The sequence below is a fragment of the Winogradskyella eckloniae genome (genome assembly GCF_013249045.1).
Taxonomy (GTDB): domain Bacteria; phylum Bacteroidota; class Bacteroidia; order Flavobacteriales; family Flavobacteriaceae; genus Winogradskyella; species Winogradskyella eckloniae.
Genome location: NZ_JABRWP010000002.1, coordinates 187931 through 203728 on the forward strand (window position 1 = coordinate 187931; position 15798 = coordinate 203728).

The 15798-nt window shown below is 35.2% G+C and carries 14 protein-coding genes; 9 read left to right on the top strand and 5 right to left on the bottom strand.

Annotated elements, in window-relative coordinates; translation table 11 throughout:
- The first annotated feature begins 22 nt into the window (after positions 1–22).
- The 4 genes from HNV08_RS03800 (at position 23) to HNV08_RS03815 (ending at position 2864) form a co-directional block, all read left to right on the top strand.
- Positions 23–1162: an Mrp/NBP35 family ATP-binding protein gene (locus HNV08_RS03800; protein ID WP_173279844.1), complete on the top strand. Its 1140-nt coding sequence runs from the start codon at positions 23–25 to the stop codon at positions 1160–1162.
- Positions 1163–1402: a NifU family protein gene (locus HNV08_RS03805; protein ID WP_173279845.1), complete on the top strand. Its 240-nt coding sequence runs from the start codon at positions 1163–1165 to the stop codon at positions 1400–1402. It abuts the gene before it with no gap.
- Between the two features lie 65 nt (positions 1403–1467).
- Complete coding sequence (locus HNV08_RS03810; RefSeq protein ID WP_173279846.1) at positions 1468–2529, top strand: NAD(P)/FAD-dependent oxidoreductase; 1062 nt, start codon at positions 1468–1470, stop codon at positions 2527–2529.
- Positions 2529–2864 (top strand): 2Fe-2S iron-sulfur cluster-binding family protein, encoded by a 336-nt coding sequence (locus HNV08_RS03815; RefSeq protein WP_173279847.1) that lies wholly within the window; start codon positions 2529–2531, stop codon positions 2862–2864. Before HNV08_RS03810 ends, HNV08_RS03815 begins: the two co-directional genes overlap by 1 nt.
- 7 nt (positions 2865–2871) lie before the next feature.
- Here the strand turns inward: HNV08_RS03815 and HNV08_RS03820 are convergent, their stop codons facing one another.
- The 5 genes from HNV08_RS03820 to HNV08_RS03840 form a co-directional block, all read right to left on the bottom strand.
- Positions 2872–3768, bottom strand: coding sequence for a metallophosphoesterase family protein (locus HNV08_RS03820; protein WP_173279848.1), 897 nt, complete (start codon positions 3766–3768; stop codon positions 2872–2874).
- Positions 3769–3916: 148 nt separating this feature from the next.
- On the bottom strand, positions 3917–5095 hold the full coding sequence (locus HNV08_RS03825) for an acyl-CoA dehydrogenase family protein (protein WP_173279849.1): 1179 nt from the start codon (positions 5093–5095) through the stop codon (positions 3917–3919).
- A gap of 111 nt (positions 5096–5206) precedes the next feature.
- Complete coding sequence (locus HNV08_RS03830) at positions 5207–5920, bottom strand: tRNA1(Val) (adenine(37)-N6)-methyltransferase (RefSeq protein WP_173279850.1); 714 nt, start codon at positions 5918–5920, stop codon at positions 5207–5209.
- Positions 5921–5970: 50 nt separating this feature from the next.
- Complete coding sequence (gene rimM / locus HNV08_RS03835; protein ID WP_173279851.1) at positions 5971–6501, bottom strand: ribosome maturation factor RimM; 531 nt, start codon at positions 6499–6501, stop codon at positions 5971–5973.
- A 176-nt stretch (positions 6502–6677) separates the two neighbouring features.
- Positions 6678–7190, bottom strand: a complete 513-nt coding sequence (locus tag HNV08_RS03840) for a 30S ribosomal protein S16 (RefSeq protein ID WP_173279852.1) — start codon at positions 7188–7190, stop codon at positions 6678–6680.
- A 193-nt stretch (positions 7191–7383) separates the two neighbouring features.
- On the opposite strand from HNV08_RS03840, the gene HNV08_RS03845 reads away from it, so the two are divergent.
- The 5 genes from HNV08_RS03845 (at position 7384) to HNV08_RS03865 (ending at position 15791) form a co-directional block, all read left to right on the top strand.
- Positions 7384–8607: a DUF6252 family protein gene (locus tag HNV08_RS03845; RefSeq protein ID WP_173279853.1), complete on the top strand. Its 1224-nt coding sequence runs from the start codon at positions 7384–7386 to the stop codon at positions 8605–8607.
- A gap of 232 nt (positions 8608–8839) precedes the next feature.
- Complete coding sequence (gene dnaE, locus HNV08_RS03850) at positions 8840–13225, top strand: DNA polymerase III subunit alpha (protein WP_173279854.1); 4386 nt, start codon at positions 8840–8842, stop codon at positions 13223–13225.
- Between the two features lie 109 nt (positions 13226–13334).
- Positions 13335–13898 carry a TetR/AcrR family transcriptional regulator gene (locus HNV08_RS03855; protein WP_173279855.1) on the top strand — a complete coding sequence of 188 codons (564 nt, stop codon included), beginning with the start codon at positions 13335–13337 and terminating at the stop codon, positions 13896–13898.
- A 61-nt stretch (positions 13899–13959) separates the two neighbouring features.
- Positions 13960–14706 (top strand): SDR family NAD(P)-dependent oxidoreductase, encoded by a 747-nt coding sequence (locus HNV08_RS03860; protein ID WP_173279856.1) that lies wholly within the window; start codon positions 13960–13962, stop codon positions 14704–14706.
- A gap of 104 nt (positions 14707–14810) precedes the next feature.
- A complete protein-coding gene (locus HNV08_RS03865) occupies positions 14811–15791 on the top strand; it encodes an alpha/beta fold hydrolase (RefSeq protein ID WP_173279857.1) in 981 nt (326 codons plus the stop codon).
- Positions 15792–15798 lie beyond the last annotated feature (7 nt).

Below are 15798 nucleotides of genomic sequence, written 5' to 3' on the forward strand. Positions count from 1 at the left end.
TTTTCATGTCTTATTCGTTAATATGAAATTAAATAAACAAGATATACTTAACGCACTAAAAACGATCACAGCACCAGGTGAAGGTGAAAATATGGTAGATAGTGGTGCAGTAACTAATGTTGTCACCTTTGCAGATGAAGTCATTGTAGATATTACTATAAAAAATCCAAGTCTACAAGCAAGAAAAAAGACCGAAGTAGAAATTTTGCAAACCATTCATAAATTGGTTTATGAAAAGGCTAAAATTAAAGTCAACGTTAAAGTTGAAGCCGCTGCAACGCAACCTAAAAATGAGATAAAAGGAAAGGCAATACCTGGAATTAAAAATATTGTCGCCGTAGCTTCAGGAAAAGGTGGTGTTGGTAAATCTACAGTCACAGCGAATTTGGCAGTTTCCTTGGCGAAAATGGGATTTAAGGTTGGTGTACTAGATGCAGACATTTACGGTCCTTCAATTCCAATTATGTTTGATGTCGCCAATGAACGACCATTGTCAGTCAACGTGGATGGAAAATCTAAAATGAAGCCAATAGAAAATTATGGTGTAAAAGTGTTATCTATCGGTTTTTTTACAAAACCAGATCAGGCTGTTATTTGGAGAGGACCAATGGCATCTAAGGCTTTAAATCAAATGATTTTTGATGCTGCTTGGGGTGAATTAGACTTTTTACTTATTGATTTGCCACCAGGAACAGGTGATATTCATTTAAGTATCATGCAGGCCTTGCCGATTACAGGAGCGGTTGTGGTAAGTACACCACAAAATGTAGCTTTGGCAGATGCTAAAAAAGGTGTCGCAATGTTTCAGCAAGATAGTATTAATGTGCCAGTATTAGGTATCATTGAAAACATGGCTTATTTTACACCTGAAGAGTTGCCTGAAAACAAATATTATATCTTTGGAAAAGAGGGAGCTAAACACTTGTCAGAAGATTTAAAAGTGCCATTTATTGGAGAAGTACCAATAGTACAAAGTATCAGAGAGGCAGGAGATATAGGGAGACCAGCTGCTTTGCAAACAGCAACTCCAATAGAGGAAGCCTTTGAAGCTATCACTAGAAATGTAGTGGAACAAGTGGTCTATAGAAATGAAGACTTACCTGCTACAGAAGTAATAAAAATCACAACAATGGCAGGTTGCTCTGCAGTAAAAAAGAATTAAATGAACTCAGAAGATCTAAAATTAAATGTTGAAAAAGCCTTAGATGAAATCCGTCCGTTTTTACAGAGTGATGGAGGAGATATTAATTTAATATCTATTGATGAAGGTAAGTTGGTAACGGTTCAGTTAGTCGGTGCATGCACATCTTGTAGTGTTAACCAGATGACCTTAAAGTCTGGTGTAGAAATGACCATTAAAAAGTACGCACCTCAAATAGAAAAAGTTGTTAATGTAGAGTAGTTGTGTAATGTTAGTCACATTCTAATTGCATATACATTGTTAACTTAGTATTCAATTTTATTTTCATGATTAAAACAGATATACTTATTATTGGTGCAGGACCTACTGGCCTTTTTACGGTATTTGAAGCCGGACTGTTAAAACTAAAATGTCATCTTATAGATGCTTTGCCACAAGCAGGCGGACAATGTTCAGAAATATATCCTAAAAAACCAATTTACGACATACCTGCTTATCCAGAAATATTAGCGGGTGATTTAACTGATAAATTGTTAGAACAATGTCAACAATTTGAGCCTGGTTTTACATTAGGCGAACGCGCAGAAACAATTGAGAAACAAGAAGACGGTACTTTTATTGTTACTACAAATAAAGGGACGAAACATGCAGCACCAGTAGTTGCTATTGCAGGCGGATTAGGTAGCTTTGAACCTCGTAAACCTTTAATACATAATATTTCTGATTTTGAAGATAAAGGTGTTGAATACATTATTAAGGATCCCGAAATTTATAGAGATAAAAAAGTAGTCATAGCAGGTGGTGGAGATTCGGCTTTAGATTGGAGTATTTTTTTAAGTGACGTGGCCTCAGAGGTAACTTTAATCCACCGACGTAACGAATTCAGAGGGCATTTAGATTCCGTAGAAAAAGTACAAGAGCTAAAAAATTCAGGTAAAATAAATTTAATTACACCAGCCGAAGTTGTAGGTATTGTTGGTGATCAAAAAGTGAAAGCTGTTGTTGTTAAACAAGCACAACATATTGAAAAAGAATTTGAACTTAACTGTGATCATTTTATCCCTTTATTTGGTTTATCTCCCAAGTTAGGTCCTATTGCTAATTGGGGTCTAGAGATTGAAAAAAATGCAATTAAAGTAAATAACGCACTCGATTATCAAACTAATATTCCTGGTATTTATGCTATTGGTGATGTAAATACGTATCCTGGGAAATTAAAATTAATCTTATGTGGATTTCACGAAGCGACTTTAATGTGTCAATCGGCTTATCAAATTATTAATCCTGGTAAACGCTTTGTTTTAAAGTATACAACGGTTTCTGGTGTAGATGGTTTTGATGGTACACGTAAAGAAGCTCCTAAAGCCGTTGTTAAAGCAATTAAGTAATGGAAGACTTAGATGTAAATATTACTATTATTGATCGGGCAGGTGTAGAGCATCAAATTGCAGCACCAACTGATATGGCAATGAACCTTATGGAAGTTGTGAGGTCTTATGAATTGGCAGAAGAAGGAACTATTGGTGTTTGTGGAGGTATGGCTATGTGTGCATCTTGTCAGTGCTACGTATTAAGTGAAACAGACTTGCCAGAAATGCAAGATGATGAGGAGGCTATGCTTTCTGAAGCCTTTGATGTTAAGGATAATTCGCGTTTAGGTTGTCAAATTCAAATAACTGCAGAAATGGAAGGTTTGGTTGTGGAGTTGGCTCCTGAAAGTTAGAGGTTCATCATTCTGTTATGTAATCGGTTAACTTGGTAGGTCCTTCAAGTAAAAAGCGATCTATTTTTAAATTGCCATCTTCTGTTGTTACAATTTGCCATTTAATTAATGAAATCGTTCCATTTTCTATTTCAATACCTGTAATGCTTCTTGGGTGAACGCAACTACCATCATTAAAATAAGCAATATCTCCTGGTTCAGGAAATCGTGGTCTGTGTGTATGGCCAACGATGGTAATGAGGTTGTTGTTTTCTGTAATCCAACGTTTGGTTCGTCGTTCTATTTTAATGAGTTCTTTATAATTTTTTGCAGGACTTGTAGGATCTGCAATACCCATTACATTTAACGGTTTCCATAAAATACGAACCATAAATCGGCTCCATTTCCAAAATAAAAAATTCCACCAATCTGCCTGATGACCATGTGATAAGAAAATGTTTTGTTTTGTTTCGGAATGTTCTAAAACGATACCTTCATGGTAGTTGATACCACAAAACAAATCTTCATCATTTCCAGTTTTTGGATCAAAAAAAGTAGATAAATGTTTCTCAACATATTTTGGGTCGCGATACACCATATCATGGTTGCCCCAAATCATGTGTAAACGGCCTTCATCATGAAATTGTTTCATGAGCATATAAACATTTTTATGCGCGTAGAAAATAGATTCAAATGATAGATTTTCCCATAACTCATCACCATCACCAAGTTCACAGTAATCAAAACCTTCAGAATAATAGTGTCTTAAGGCATGAAAATAGATATTTCTATTATTCGCAAAATCATCAGCAAAACTATTGTCTCCACGATGACAGTCACTAAATAATATAAATTTTGAAGAATCGTTAAACGATATACGTTTGGCATTTTTATAAGCACGATCTAACCTGGTTTTTGATGACATGGATTTACTTTTAACTAAAATAGGAAGAAAATAGAAATGGCAATGCTATTGTATTCGCTTTTTTAATAAACAGTCCTGTAAACAAAGTTTATACTATTAAATCTATGATTAGCAATGATACGTTAACCTTTATCATTGTTGAGTCTTATTATTTAAAAGCATTCAAGCCTGTAATGTCTAAACCAGTAATTAGTAAATGAATATCGTGGGTGCCTTCATAAGTGATTACACTTTCAAGGTTCATTGAATGACGCATAATGCTATATTCACCAGATATTCCCATACCGCCTAACATTTGCCGAGCTTCACGAGCTATGTTAATGGCCATTTCAACATTATTTCGTTTTGCCATTGAAATTTGTGCTGAGGTAGCCGTACCTTTTTCACGCATTACACCAAGACGCCAAGCTAATAATTGGGCTTTAGTGATTTCCGTAATCATTTCTGCAAGTTTCTTTTGTTGTAGTTGAAATTGTCCAATTGGTTTTCCAAATTGCAATCGTTCTTTGCTATATCTCAATGCGGTGTCATAACAATCCATTGCGGCACCAATTGCGCCCCAAGCAATTCCAAAACGAGCAGAATCTAAACAGCCTAATGGTGCGCCTAGTCCAGATTTATTAGGTAATATGTTTTCTTTAGGCACTTTTACATTGTCAAAAATAAGTTCACCTGTTGCACTAGCTCTGAGCGACCATTTATTATGGGTTTCTGGTGTGGTAAAACCTTCCATACCGCGTTCCACGATAAGCCCATGGATTCTTCCCTCTTCATTTTTAGCCCAAACTACCGCAACATTACAGAATGGCGCGTTAGAAATCCACATTTTGGCACCATTTAGAAGGTAATGATCTCCCATATCTTTAAAATTAGTCACCATGCCACCTGGATTAGAACCATGGTCTGGTTCTGTTAGGCCAAACGAACCTATCCATTCTCCAGAAGCTAATTTAGGTAAGTATTTTTGACGTTGTGCTTCGTTTCCATACTTCCAAATAGGATACATAACTAAAGAAGATTGCACAGACGCCGTACTGCGAACACCAGAATCACCACGTTCAATTTCTTGCATAATTAATCCATAAGAAATTTGATCTAGGCCAGCGCCTCCATATTCTACAGGAATATAGGGTCCGAAAGCACCAATTTCAGCTAAACCATTTACAATTTGTTTTGGGAATTCTGCATTTTGTGCATAGTCTTCTATTATAGGAGAGACATCGCGCTTTACCCATTCTCTTGCAGCATCTCTTACTAATTTATGCTCTTCTGTAAGTAATTCATCAAGATTATAATAATCTGGTGCTTCGAATAAATCTGGTTTCATTCTTGTGTTAATATTTATGGCTTCTTATTTTGAGGATTTATCAAAATTGAAGGTGTTATTTTATGACTTTAACAAAAGTAACGAAATCGTGAGCATTGCCCAACAATAGACTTACATTTTCAAATAAAAATCTTGAGTTAATTGTATGTATTGCTCTGTATAGTGATGTCGATTCGTTTCTATAGTTAAAGCTGACCGTTCAATGTCTCGATGTTTAAATGAAAATTCAATCAAACTGCGTTTTATGTCAGATTTTGGATTGCCTCTAACCTGAAGAATACGGTTTGCGTATAAGCCAGATTTTAAGGCTAATTCAATAAAATTTGCTTCTTCTTTTACTGGTATTATGACTGAAAATATACCAGTTGGCGATAGTAAATTTGCGACGGCAAAGATGATATGCTCAAAAGGCATCGCGTCATTAAAACGGGCTAAATCTCTTGAAGTATTGTCGGTTTTATAATTTTCTGAATAAAATGGAGGATTGCAAATAATAAGGTCAAACGTATCGTCTACTTCTTCTACAAATTCTAACAGTGAGGCATGATAGCAAAATACACGATCAGCCCATGGTGAGTTTTCAAAATTTTCGGCACATTGCTCAAAAGCATCACTATCAATTTCTATAGCTTCTATGGATTCGGCAAAACAGCGTTGTGCTATCATTAAAGACAAAACACCAGTACCTGCTCCAATATCTAGAACGGTATTTGGGTTGTGATCTACTGTAGTCCATGCGCCAAGTAAAACACCATCTGTACCAATTTTCATTGCACATTGATCTTGGTTTATGGTAAACTGCTTAAATTTAAAAACCTGATTCATGGATACGTAAACCTGTATTTAATATGTATAAATGGGTGTGTTTGGTTATTTTATGCTTCGAGATATAAGTCTATTAAACCTTCAGGCGTATTTACATTAATGGTTTTATGGGCTCTATCTACCTTAACAATAAATTCGTCATTCATAGGTATTAAAATTTCAATACCGTCGCGATCAATTTCAAATAAGGATTGCGCTGTGGTATCATTAATTCCTGTAATGGTGCCCACCAATCCGAAGTTTTGGTCGTGAATGGTAAACCCTATGACTTCATGAAAATAAAATTTATTGCCTTCTAATTTAGGTAATAATTCTAGTGGTAGAAATAATTCTGTTTTTATTAAGGCATCCGCATCTGCTTCTGAGTTAACATCTTCAAATTTTAAGCGTAATAAATCCGATTTGTGTAATTGAGAAGACTCAATAAAAAAAGGCACTAAATTTCCTCTCAGATCTATAAAAATAGCTTCTAAATTATCATACAAATCAGGTTCGTCAGTGTCTAGTTTTGCTAACAGTTCGCCTTTAAAGCTGTACTTTTTTACGATTTTGCCTAAATAAAAACAATCTTCTTTTTTCATTACAAATCTTGGATTTGTTGTTTCCCAATATTAACGGGAATCTTATAATGGTTATTACAATTCTTTAAGGAATCCTCATTTTTATGAGGTTAACTATATAACAGCACTATAGCGTTTATATAATAAAAAAACCCAGACTAGTTTAGTCTGGGTTTAAAAGTATAAAAAATATTTTTTTATTCTTCTTCATTAGAAGCTGATGCTTCTTCTGTAGCAGCTTCTTCAGCTACTTCTTCAACAACAGGCGCTGCTGCTGCGATACGTGCTTCATTTACTGCTTTTTCTGCTTCTAATGCTTTAGCTTTTGCTTCAGCATCTGCTTTAGATAAACCATCAGTTTTAGCTGCGATTTTAGCTGTTTTTTCTTCTAACCAAGCGTTGAATTTTTCTTCAGCTTGCTCTTCCGTTAAAGCTCCTTTTCTAACACCACCAGCTAAATGATTTTTCAACATAGCGCCTTTATAAGATAAAATTGCTTTTGCTGTGTCAGTTGGTTGTGCACCATTTTGTAACCAAGTTACGGCACCATCAACGTCTAATTCAATAGTTGCAGGATTAGTGTTAGGATTGTAAGCACCTAATTTTTCTAGGTATTTACCATCTCTTTTAGCGCGTGAATCCGCGGCTACGATCCAGTAATAAGGTTTTCCTTTTTTACCGTGTCTTTGTAATCTAATTTTTACAGGCATAATAATTAATTAGTGAGGTTCTCGACCTCTGTTATTAATGAGGGCGCAAAGATAATATAATTTTTTAATATACAGCCATTTATTGCGTTTTAGCGAAAAGAAAAATTCAACATGCTAGTATTTTAAAAAAAATTATACTTTTGACATTCTTGTTTCGTTATATTTGAGGCATAGATAAAAGACCAATTTACACATGAAGAAACTAATCCTCTTATCTCTTGTTTTTTTAACAGTATTTAGTTGTGGTGATGAAGTGCAATTTAATTCCCCTGCTTTTCAAGGTGATCGTGAAAATGCACTATGGAGAGCTAGTGCTTTTTCTGCCAGTATTGATGCTAATGGATTCTTAACAATTATAGGGACTAATAATTACGAAGTCGTTAAACTAATGGTGCCTTCTGCTATTGAAACACCAGAAGATGATCCTTTTATAGTTGGCGATGTAAGCGCTGTTGAGGCACAATATATAGATGCTTTTGGAACGATTTATTCCACAAGCAACAGGCCAGATGAAAGCGTTTCAATTTATCCAGAACTAGGCGAGATTTTTATAAGCGATATCGATCTGGTAAACAAAACGTTTACAGGTTCTTATAGATTCTTAGCTTTTGATGATGAGGGCTTAAATTCTGTAGGGTTTACTAATGGGATTTTTTACAAAGTGCCTTTAGTATCAGGAGAGATACCTGCAAATCCAATTACTTGTGCTGATATAGAGCTGTCAGTAGACGCTGCGTTATTAGCCTATGAGGCAACAACAGCATCAACCTTAACGTTTATATCTAGTGATGATTTTACTGCGGCTTGTAATAATTATATTGAAGCATTAATTAGTCAACAAAATTATTGTGGTGATCAAAATGATGTGATACAGACCCAAATAGAAAGTTTAGGTGATTGTACCATAACGTGTGACCATGCTACAGCAAATGTAGAGGAGGCAAATATCCAATATTCAAATGCTGTTATTGGTAACTTTAATGAAAAGTGTGCTCAATACGAATTTTATTTATTAGAGCAAATTGAGATTTGTGGTGATGAAGATGGAAGTATACAAGCTGAAATAGATGCTTTAGATTGTGGTGATGATGACAATGATGGTGTGCCAAACGTATTTGAAGATTTTAATGGTAATGATGATTTTGAAGATGATGATACCGATGGTGATGGTGTGCCAAATTATTTAGACAATGATGACGATGGTGATGGTGTATTAACACAATACGAAGCTGTTGATGCTGATGGAAACCCATTGGATACAGATGGTGATGGAGATGTGGATTACCTTGATAATGATGATGATGGTGATGGCGTTCTAACAATTAACGAAGACGCAGATCCAAATGCAGATGGAAATCCTGATGATGCTGTAGATACTGACGCCAACGGAATACCAGATTATTTACAGCCACTTTAGAAGCGCAATTAAACTAATTTTATAAAAGTGTTATTGTAAAAAATAACACTTTTTTTTGTTTACAAATATTGACAACTTCGCTTTTAAAAAGTACAAATTCTATGTAATTTTATAGACTAACTTTTTCGAGTTATTCCAAAATACGTAACCGGTTTCAGTGGCTGTATACAAAGTATAGACCTTACGCTGAAACAGATTTTTTAAGACCATAACTAAAACAACGAAATACTAAATGTATTTAATATTCGATACCGAAACTACAGGATTGCCAAAACGTTGGGATGCACCAATTACAGATACAGATAATTGGCCTAGATGTATACAAATTGCATGGCAATTGCATGATGGTTTGGGAAACTGTATTGAACATCAAGATTATTTGGTACAACCAGAAGGTTTTAATATTCCATATGATGCTGAGAAAATTCATGGTATTTCTACAGAATTAGCGCAAGAGCAAGGTGTACCTTTGGCTGAAGTTTTAGAGAAATTTAATGTTGCTTTATCTAAAACTAAATTTGTTGTTGGGCAGAATGTTAAATTCGATTTAAATATTATGGGTGCCGAATTTGTTCGTGAAAACGTTACAAATCCATTGCAAGAGTTACCCGTTTTAGATACCTGTACAGAACATACAGCAGAATTATGTCAGTTGCCAGGTGGACGCTATGGTAAATTTAAATTACCAACCTTAACAGAGTTACACGAGTATTTATTTAATCAGCCATTTGCAGAAGCACATAATGCCACAGCCGATGTTGAAGCGACTACACGTTGTTTTTTAGAATTAATAAGACGTAAGCAATACACCAAAGAACAGTTAGATGTTGAGCCAGATTATTTTGAAAAGTACACACAAGAGAATCCTGCTGAGATTCAACTGATAGGCTTAAAACATGTTAATCTTAAGCGAGAAAGTGCTAAAATTAATGCTCGACTTCAAAAAGAACAAGCCGATACAACACCAACCGTTGTAGATAAAGAAACGGCATCGCAAATCAAAGATGTTGATTTTGCGCATCTGCATAACCACTCGCAGTATTCCATTTTGCAATCTACTATCAGTGTTAAGGATTTAGTAGCTGCAGCAGCTAGAGAAAATATGCCAGCCGTTGCCATGACGGATCATGGTAATATGATGGGGGCATTTCACTTTGTTAGTGCCGTTTCGGGTCATAACAAAAAAGTAAAAGCACAACATAAGGAAGCAGTAGAAGCTGGTTTAGAGAAGAAAGGCAAACTTATAAAACCTATTATAGGTTGTGAGTTTTTTGTCTGTGAAAACCATGCAGATAAGACCAGAAAGGACAATGGGTATCAAATTGTACTCATGGCCAAAAATAAAAAGGGCTATCATAATTTGGCAAAATTATCGTCTGCAGCGTTTACAGATGGTTTTTATTATGTGCCTAGAGTAGATAAAAAACTCATTGAGAAATACAAAGAAGATTTAATTTGTTTAACAGGAAATCTTTATGGTGAAGTACCAAGTAAGGTCTTAAATGTTGGGGAAAACCAAGCCGAAGAAGCATTGTTGTGGTGGAAAGAGACCTTTCAAGACGATCTGTATTTAGAGATCATGCGTCACAATCAGGAAGATGAAAACCGTGTGAATCCTGTGCTAATTCAGTTTTCAAAAAAGCATAACGTTAAGTTGGTGGCGACAAATAACACCTATTATGTTGATCAAGAAAATGCCAATGCTCACGATATTTTACTCTGTGTAAAAGATGGAGAAAAGCAAGCCACACCAATTGGTCGTGGACGTGGTTACCGTTACGGTTTACCTAATCAGGAATACTATTTTAAGTCTTCAGAAGAAATGAAGGCTTTGTTTAGAGATGTACCTGAAGCGATTGTAAATATTCAAGAAGTCGTTGATAAAATTGAACCGTACGAGTTAGCAAGAGATGTACTATTACCTGCGTTTGATATTCCGGAAGAATTTAAGCACGAAGAAGATGAAGTCGATGGCGGAAAACGAGGCGAAAATGCATTTTTAAGACATTTAACTTACAAAGGTGCCAAAATTAGATATGGTGATATTACACCAGAAATCGAAGAACGTCTCGATTTTGAGTTAAACGTTATTGAAAAAACAGGGTATCCAGGTTACTTTTTAATTGTTGAAGATTTTATTCGCGAAGCCAGAAATATGGATGTTTCCGTTGGTCCTGGTCGTGGTTCTGCAGCAGGTTCTGTGGTGGCTTATTGTTTATGGATTACGAATATTGACCCAATTAAATACGATTTACTTTTTGAGCGTTTCTTAAATCCAGATCGTGTAAGTATGCCAGATATCGATATCGATTTTGATGATGAAGGTCGTGGTCGAGTTATGGATTATGTTATTGAAAAATATGGTGCTAACCAAGTTGCTCAGATTATTACTTACGGAACAATGGCTGCAAAATCATCGATTAGAGATACAGCCAGAGTTTTAGATTTACCTTTAAATGAAGCGGATCACATTGCAAAACTAATTCCGTTAATGTCTAAACTCGGAAAGATTTTTGGTTTAGATGAAAAAGAACTCGCTAAAAAATTTAGAGCCGAGGATCTAGAAAAAATTAATGAGTTATTAAATATTTCAGATGGTGACGATTTACAAGCCGAAACCATCAACCAAGCCAGAATCCTAGAAGGTTCAGTAAGAAATACTGGTATCCATGCATGTGGTGTAATTATTACGCCAGGTGATATTACCAATTATGTTCCGGTATCGTTAGCAAAGGATTCCGATTTATATGTGACCCAATTTGATAACTCAGTAGTAGAAAGTGCTGGTTTATTGAAAATGGATTTCTTAGGATTAAAAACCCTAACCTTAATTAAAGATACGGTTAAGATTGTAAAAGCCAGACATGATATCACCTTAGACCCAGAGAATTTTCCGTTAGATGATGTAAAAACGTATGAGTTATTCCAACGTGGAGAAACGGTTGGTGTGTTTCAGTATGAATCGCCAGGCATGCAAAAACACATGAAGAATCTTAAACCAACGGTTTTCGATGATTTAATTGCCATGAATGCCTTGTATCGTCCTGGTCCAATGGAATATATTCCAAGTTTTATTGCGCGTAAACATGGTGATGAGGAGATTGTGTACGATTTACCAGAGATGGAAGAGTACCTCAAGGAAACCTACGGCATTACTGTTTACCAAGAGCAAGTAATGTTATTGTCTCAAAAGTTAGCCGATTTTACTAAAGGTGAAGCCGATGTTTTGAGAAAAGCGATGGGTAAAAAGCAGATTGCGGTTTTGGATAAAATGAAACCCAAATTTATTGAGCAAGCAGGTGCAAAAGGTTTAGATAAATCGAAGTTAGAAAAAATCTGGAAGGATTGGGAAGCCTTTGCAAGTTACGCCTTTAACAAATCACACTCAACGTGTTATGCCTGGATTGCGTATCAAACAGCTTACTTAAAAGCCCATTATCCTGCAGAATATATGGCTGCGGTATTATCTAATAATATGAATGATATTAAATCTGTTACCTTCTTTATGGAAGAATGTAAACGGATGCGATTACCTGTTTTAGGACCAAGTGTAAATGAAAGTTTTTATAAGTTTTCTGTAAACAAAGATAATGCGGTTCGTTTTGGGATGGGAGCCATAAAAGGCGTTGGTCATGGCGCTGTACAAACCATTGTAGATAACCGAAAAGAAGGTGGAAATTACAAATCTATATTCGATTTGGCCAAGCGTATTGATTTAAGAGCCGCAAATAAAAAAGCTTTTGAAGGCTTAGCAAATGCAGGTGGATTTGATTGTTGGCCAGAAACCCATAGAGCACAATATTTCGCGCACGATGGTGATGGCATAACCTTTTTAGAGAAAGCTGTAAAATACGGAGCTAAACATCAAGAGAATGAAAATTCTGCACAAGTGAGTTTGTTTGGAGAAGCTAGTGATGTGCAAATAGCTGAACCAGTAGTTCCGCCTTGCGACGATTGGGGCACTATGGAAAAACTATCGCGCGAACGTGAAGTGGTAGGTATTTATATTTCTGGGCATCCTTTAGATGATTTTTCCATAGAAATGAAAAACTTTTGCAATGGCGTGGTAGCGCATTTTAATGATTTAGAAGCTATTGTCAATAAGGAAGTTACCTTTGGAGGTGTGGTTACTGATGTACAGCATCGCGTGAGCAAACAAGGTAAAGGTTGGGCGATTTTTACGATTGAGGATTATACCGATAGTCATGAATTCAGAATTTTTGGTGAAGATTATTTAAAGTTCAGACACTTTTTTGTCATTAATTCATTTGTCTATGTAAGAGCCTTTGTAAGAGAGGGCTGGGTGAATAGAGACACTGGTAAAAAAGGAGATCCAAGAATTCAATTTAATAGTTTTCAATTGCTGCATGATGTCATGGATACATATGCCAAGAAACTTTCCATACAACTTAATATTAGAGAGCTAGAAAAGGATACTATTACGGTTCTGTATGATTTAATAAAGTTTCACGAAGGCAATCAAACCTTAAATTTTATAGTTTACGATAATTCTGAAAAAATAAAGGTGGTTATGCCAAGTCGTAAAAATAAAATTAAGATTTCTCAGGAGTTATTAAATGGTTTGAAGGAGCATGATGTTGTTTATAAGTTGAATTAAATTTTTATTCTCATTTCTAATTTATGTCATTAATTATCTATTTTGAAAGTGAATCGAATAAAAATAGACAGACCTGTCTGTTTTTAAAAATAATTTATATATTTGCATTATGAAACATGCCGAAGTTAAAAATAGAATTACCGAAACGGCCTCATTTTTATTTTATAAGAATGGGTATAATTCTACAGGTATTAATCAAATTATTGCAGAAGCAGGTATAGCTAAGGCTACGCTTTATAATCATTTTAAATCTAAAGAAGAGATTTGCCTGGCTTATCTTCAGCATAAGAATATCAATTTTTTAAAAGATTTTGAAGCGTTCACAGCGTCAAAACCGAAAGGGAAAGCACAGATTTTGGCGATATTCGATTTTTTACAATTGTTTTATCAAGATAAAGATTTTAACGGCTGTTGGTGTATAAAAACCGTTTCAGAAATTCCAAAAGATGACGAGCGTATTAGAAACGAAATACAAGCGCAAAAGAATAGTTTTATTACCCTTATTGCAAAGCTTATTGCATTCAATTTGGAGGATGTTAATGAACATCAAGTTCAAACGTTAGCACGACAAGTATATCTATTGTATGAAAGTGCGGTAGGAGAGAGTCACTTACATCAAGAAGATTGGCCAATTGTAGAATCTAAAAATTTATGTGAAAAAATAATAATTTAAAAAAATTTACAAAAACAAAGACAGACTTGTCTGTCTAATTTAACAATTAAATAAAAATAGAATGAAAGAATTTGAAAACAAAGTAGCCTTAGTTATAGGCGGAACAAGTGGAATAGGTGCGGCGACAACAAATGTACTTTTAGAAGGAGGAGCAACTGTACATATTGTAGGTAGAAATACGGCAAAAGTAACTGATGCACCCAACTTAGTAAAGCATACGGCCAATATTTCTATTGTCTCAGATGTTGATGCATTGGTAGAAAAAATCGAAGGCTTAGATAATTTAGATTACTTAGTAAATGCGTCAGGTATTTTTGGACCTAAGCCTTTCTTAGATCATACGATGGAAGATTATAATTCGTATTTAGACTTAAATAGAGGTTTCTTTTTTCTTACTCAAAGTGCAGCAAAAAAGATGAAAGCTACCAACGGTGGCTCTATTGTTAATGTTGGGTCTATGTGGGCAAAACAAGCGGTAAAAGCGACGCCATCGTCTGCATATTCTATGCAGAAGGCAGGTTTACATTCGCTAACACAACATTTAGCTATGGAATTGGCAGACGCAAATATTCGTGTTAATGCAGTATCGCCAGCTTTAGTAAATACACCAGTTTATCATGGTGTTTTTGGAGGCGAAGAAGCAGCTAAAGAGGCCTTAGTTGGTTTTAACGGTTTTCATCCTATAGGTCGTTTTGGAGAATCTGAGGATATTGCGAATAGCATTGTCTTTTTATTGTCAGATAAAGCTGCTTGGGTAACAGGTGCTATTTGGGATACCGATGGTGGTGTTATGGCAGGTAGAAACTAAAAACTAAAATTATAAGTAAGGAGCCATAACCTCAGTTGCTTAGGTTATGGCTTTTCTGTTTTACAAGTATCACAAAATCTTGATGCTTTAAATAAAATTAAACTATGAAAAAGTTATTATTAATAAGTAGTATGTTGTTACTTTCTGTCTCATGTAATGATCAAGAAGTTCCAAAAGAAAGTCAGTTGTCTCCTTCTGTAAAGATAGAAGAGACGAACAAAACATCAAGGCTTAAATATAAAACTCGTGAGGTTAATGGAATAAATATCGCATATAGAGAAGCTGGTCATCCTAAAAATCCAACCATTGTTTTGTTACATGGTTTTCCGGCATCCTCGTATCAGTATCGTAAAGTATTAGCACAACTTTCTGATGCGTATCACTTAATAGCGCCAGATTATCCTGGATTCGGCAATAGTGATTTTCCCGATCCTAAAACTTTTAAGTATACCTTTGACCATATCGCTGAAACAGTTGATGCCTTTTTGGAGCAGATAAATGTAAATTCTTATGCGATAATGATGCAAGATTATGGAGCGCCAATTGGGTTTCGTTTAGCGACGGCTCATCCCGAACGTATTACTGCTATTATTAATCAAAATGGTAATGCTTATGAGGAAGGTTTAGGTGAAGCTTGGGCTGGTATTAGAGCGCTTTGGAAAGACAGAACCAAAGCCAATGAAGACGCATTGCTACCTGCTTTTTCATTAGAAGGATTGAAATGGCAATACACACATGGTGTTAGAGATATTGAAACCGTAGATCCTGATACTTATAATTTAGATTTCTTGCGGTTGTCTAGACCAAACGCACATGCCGTGAATTTAGATTTGTTTTATGATTATCAGAATAACGTGAAATTGTATCCCAAGTGGCAAAAATATTTAAGAGATTATCAACCTTCACTACTAATTGTTTGGGGTAAGAATGATGCGTTTTTTCCTGAAAGAGGTGCTGAAGCATTTAAAAAAGACGTAAAACATATAGATTACAATATATATGATACAGGTCATTTTGCGCTTGAAGAAGAAGGTGATGCTATTATTGAAAACATTAGAACTTTTATGAACGCTCAAAATAAATAGATTTTAA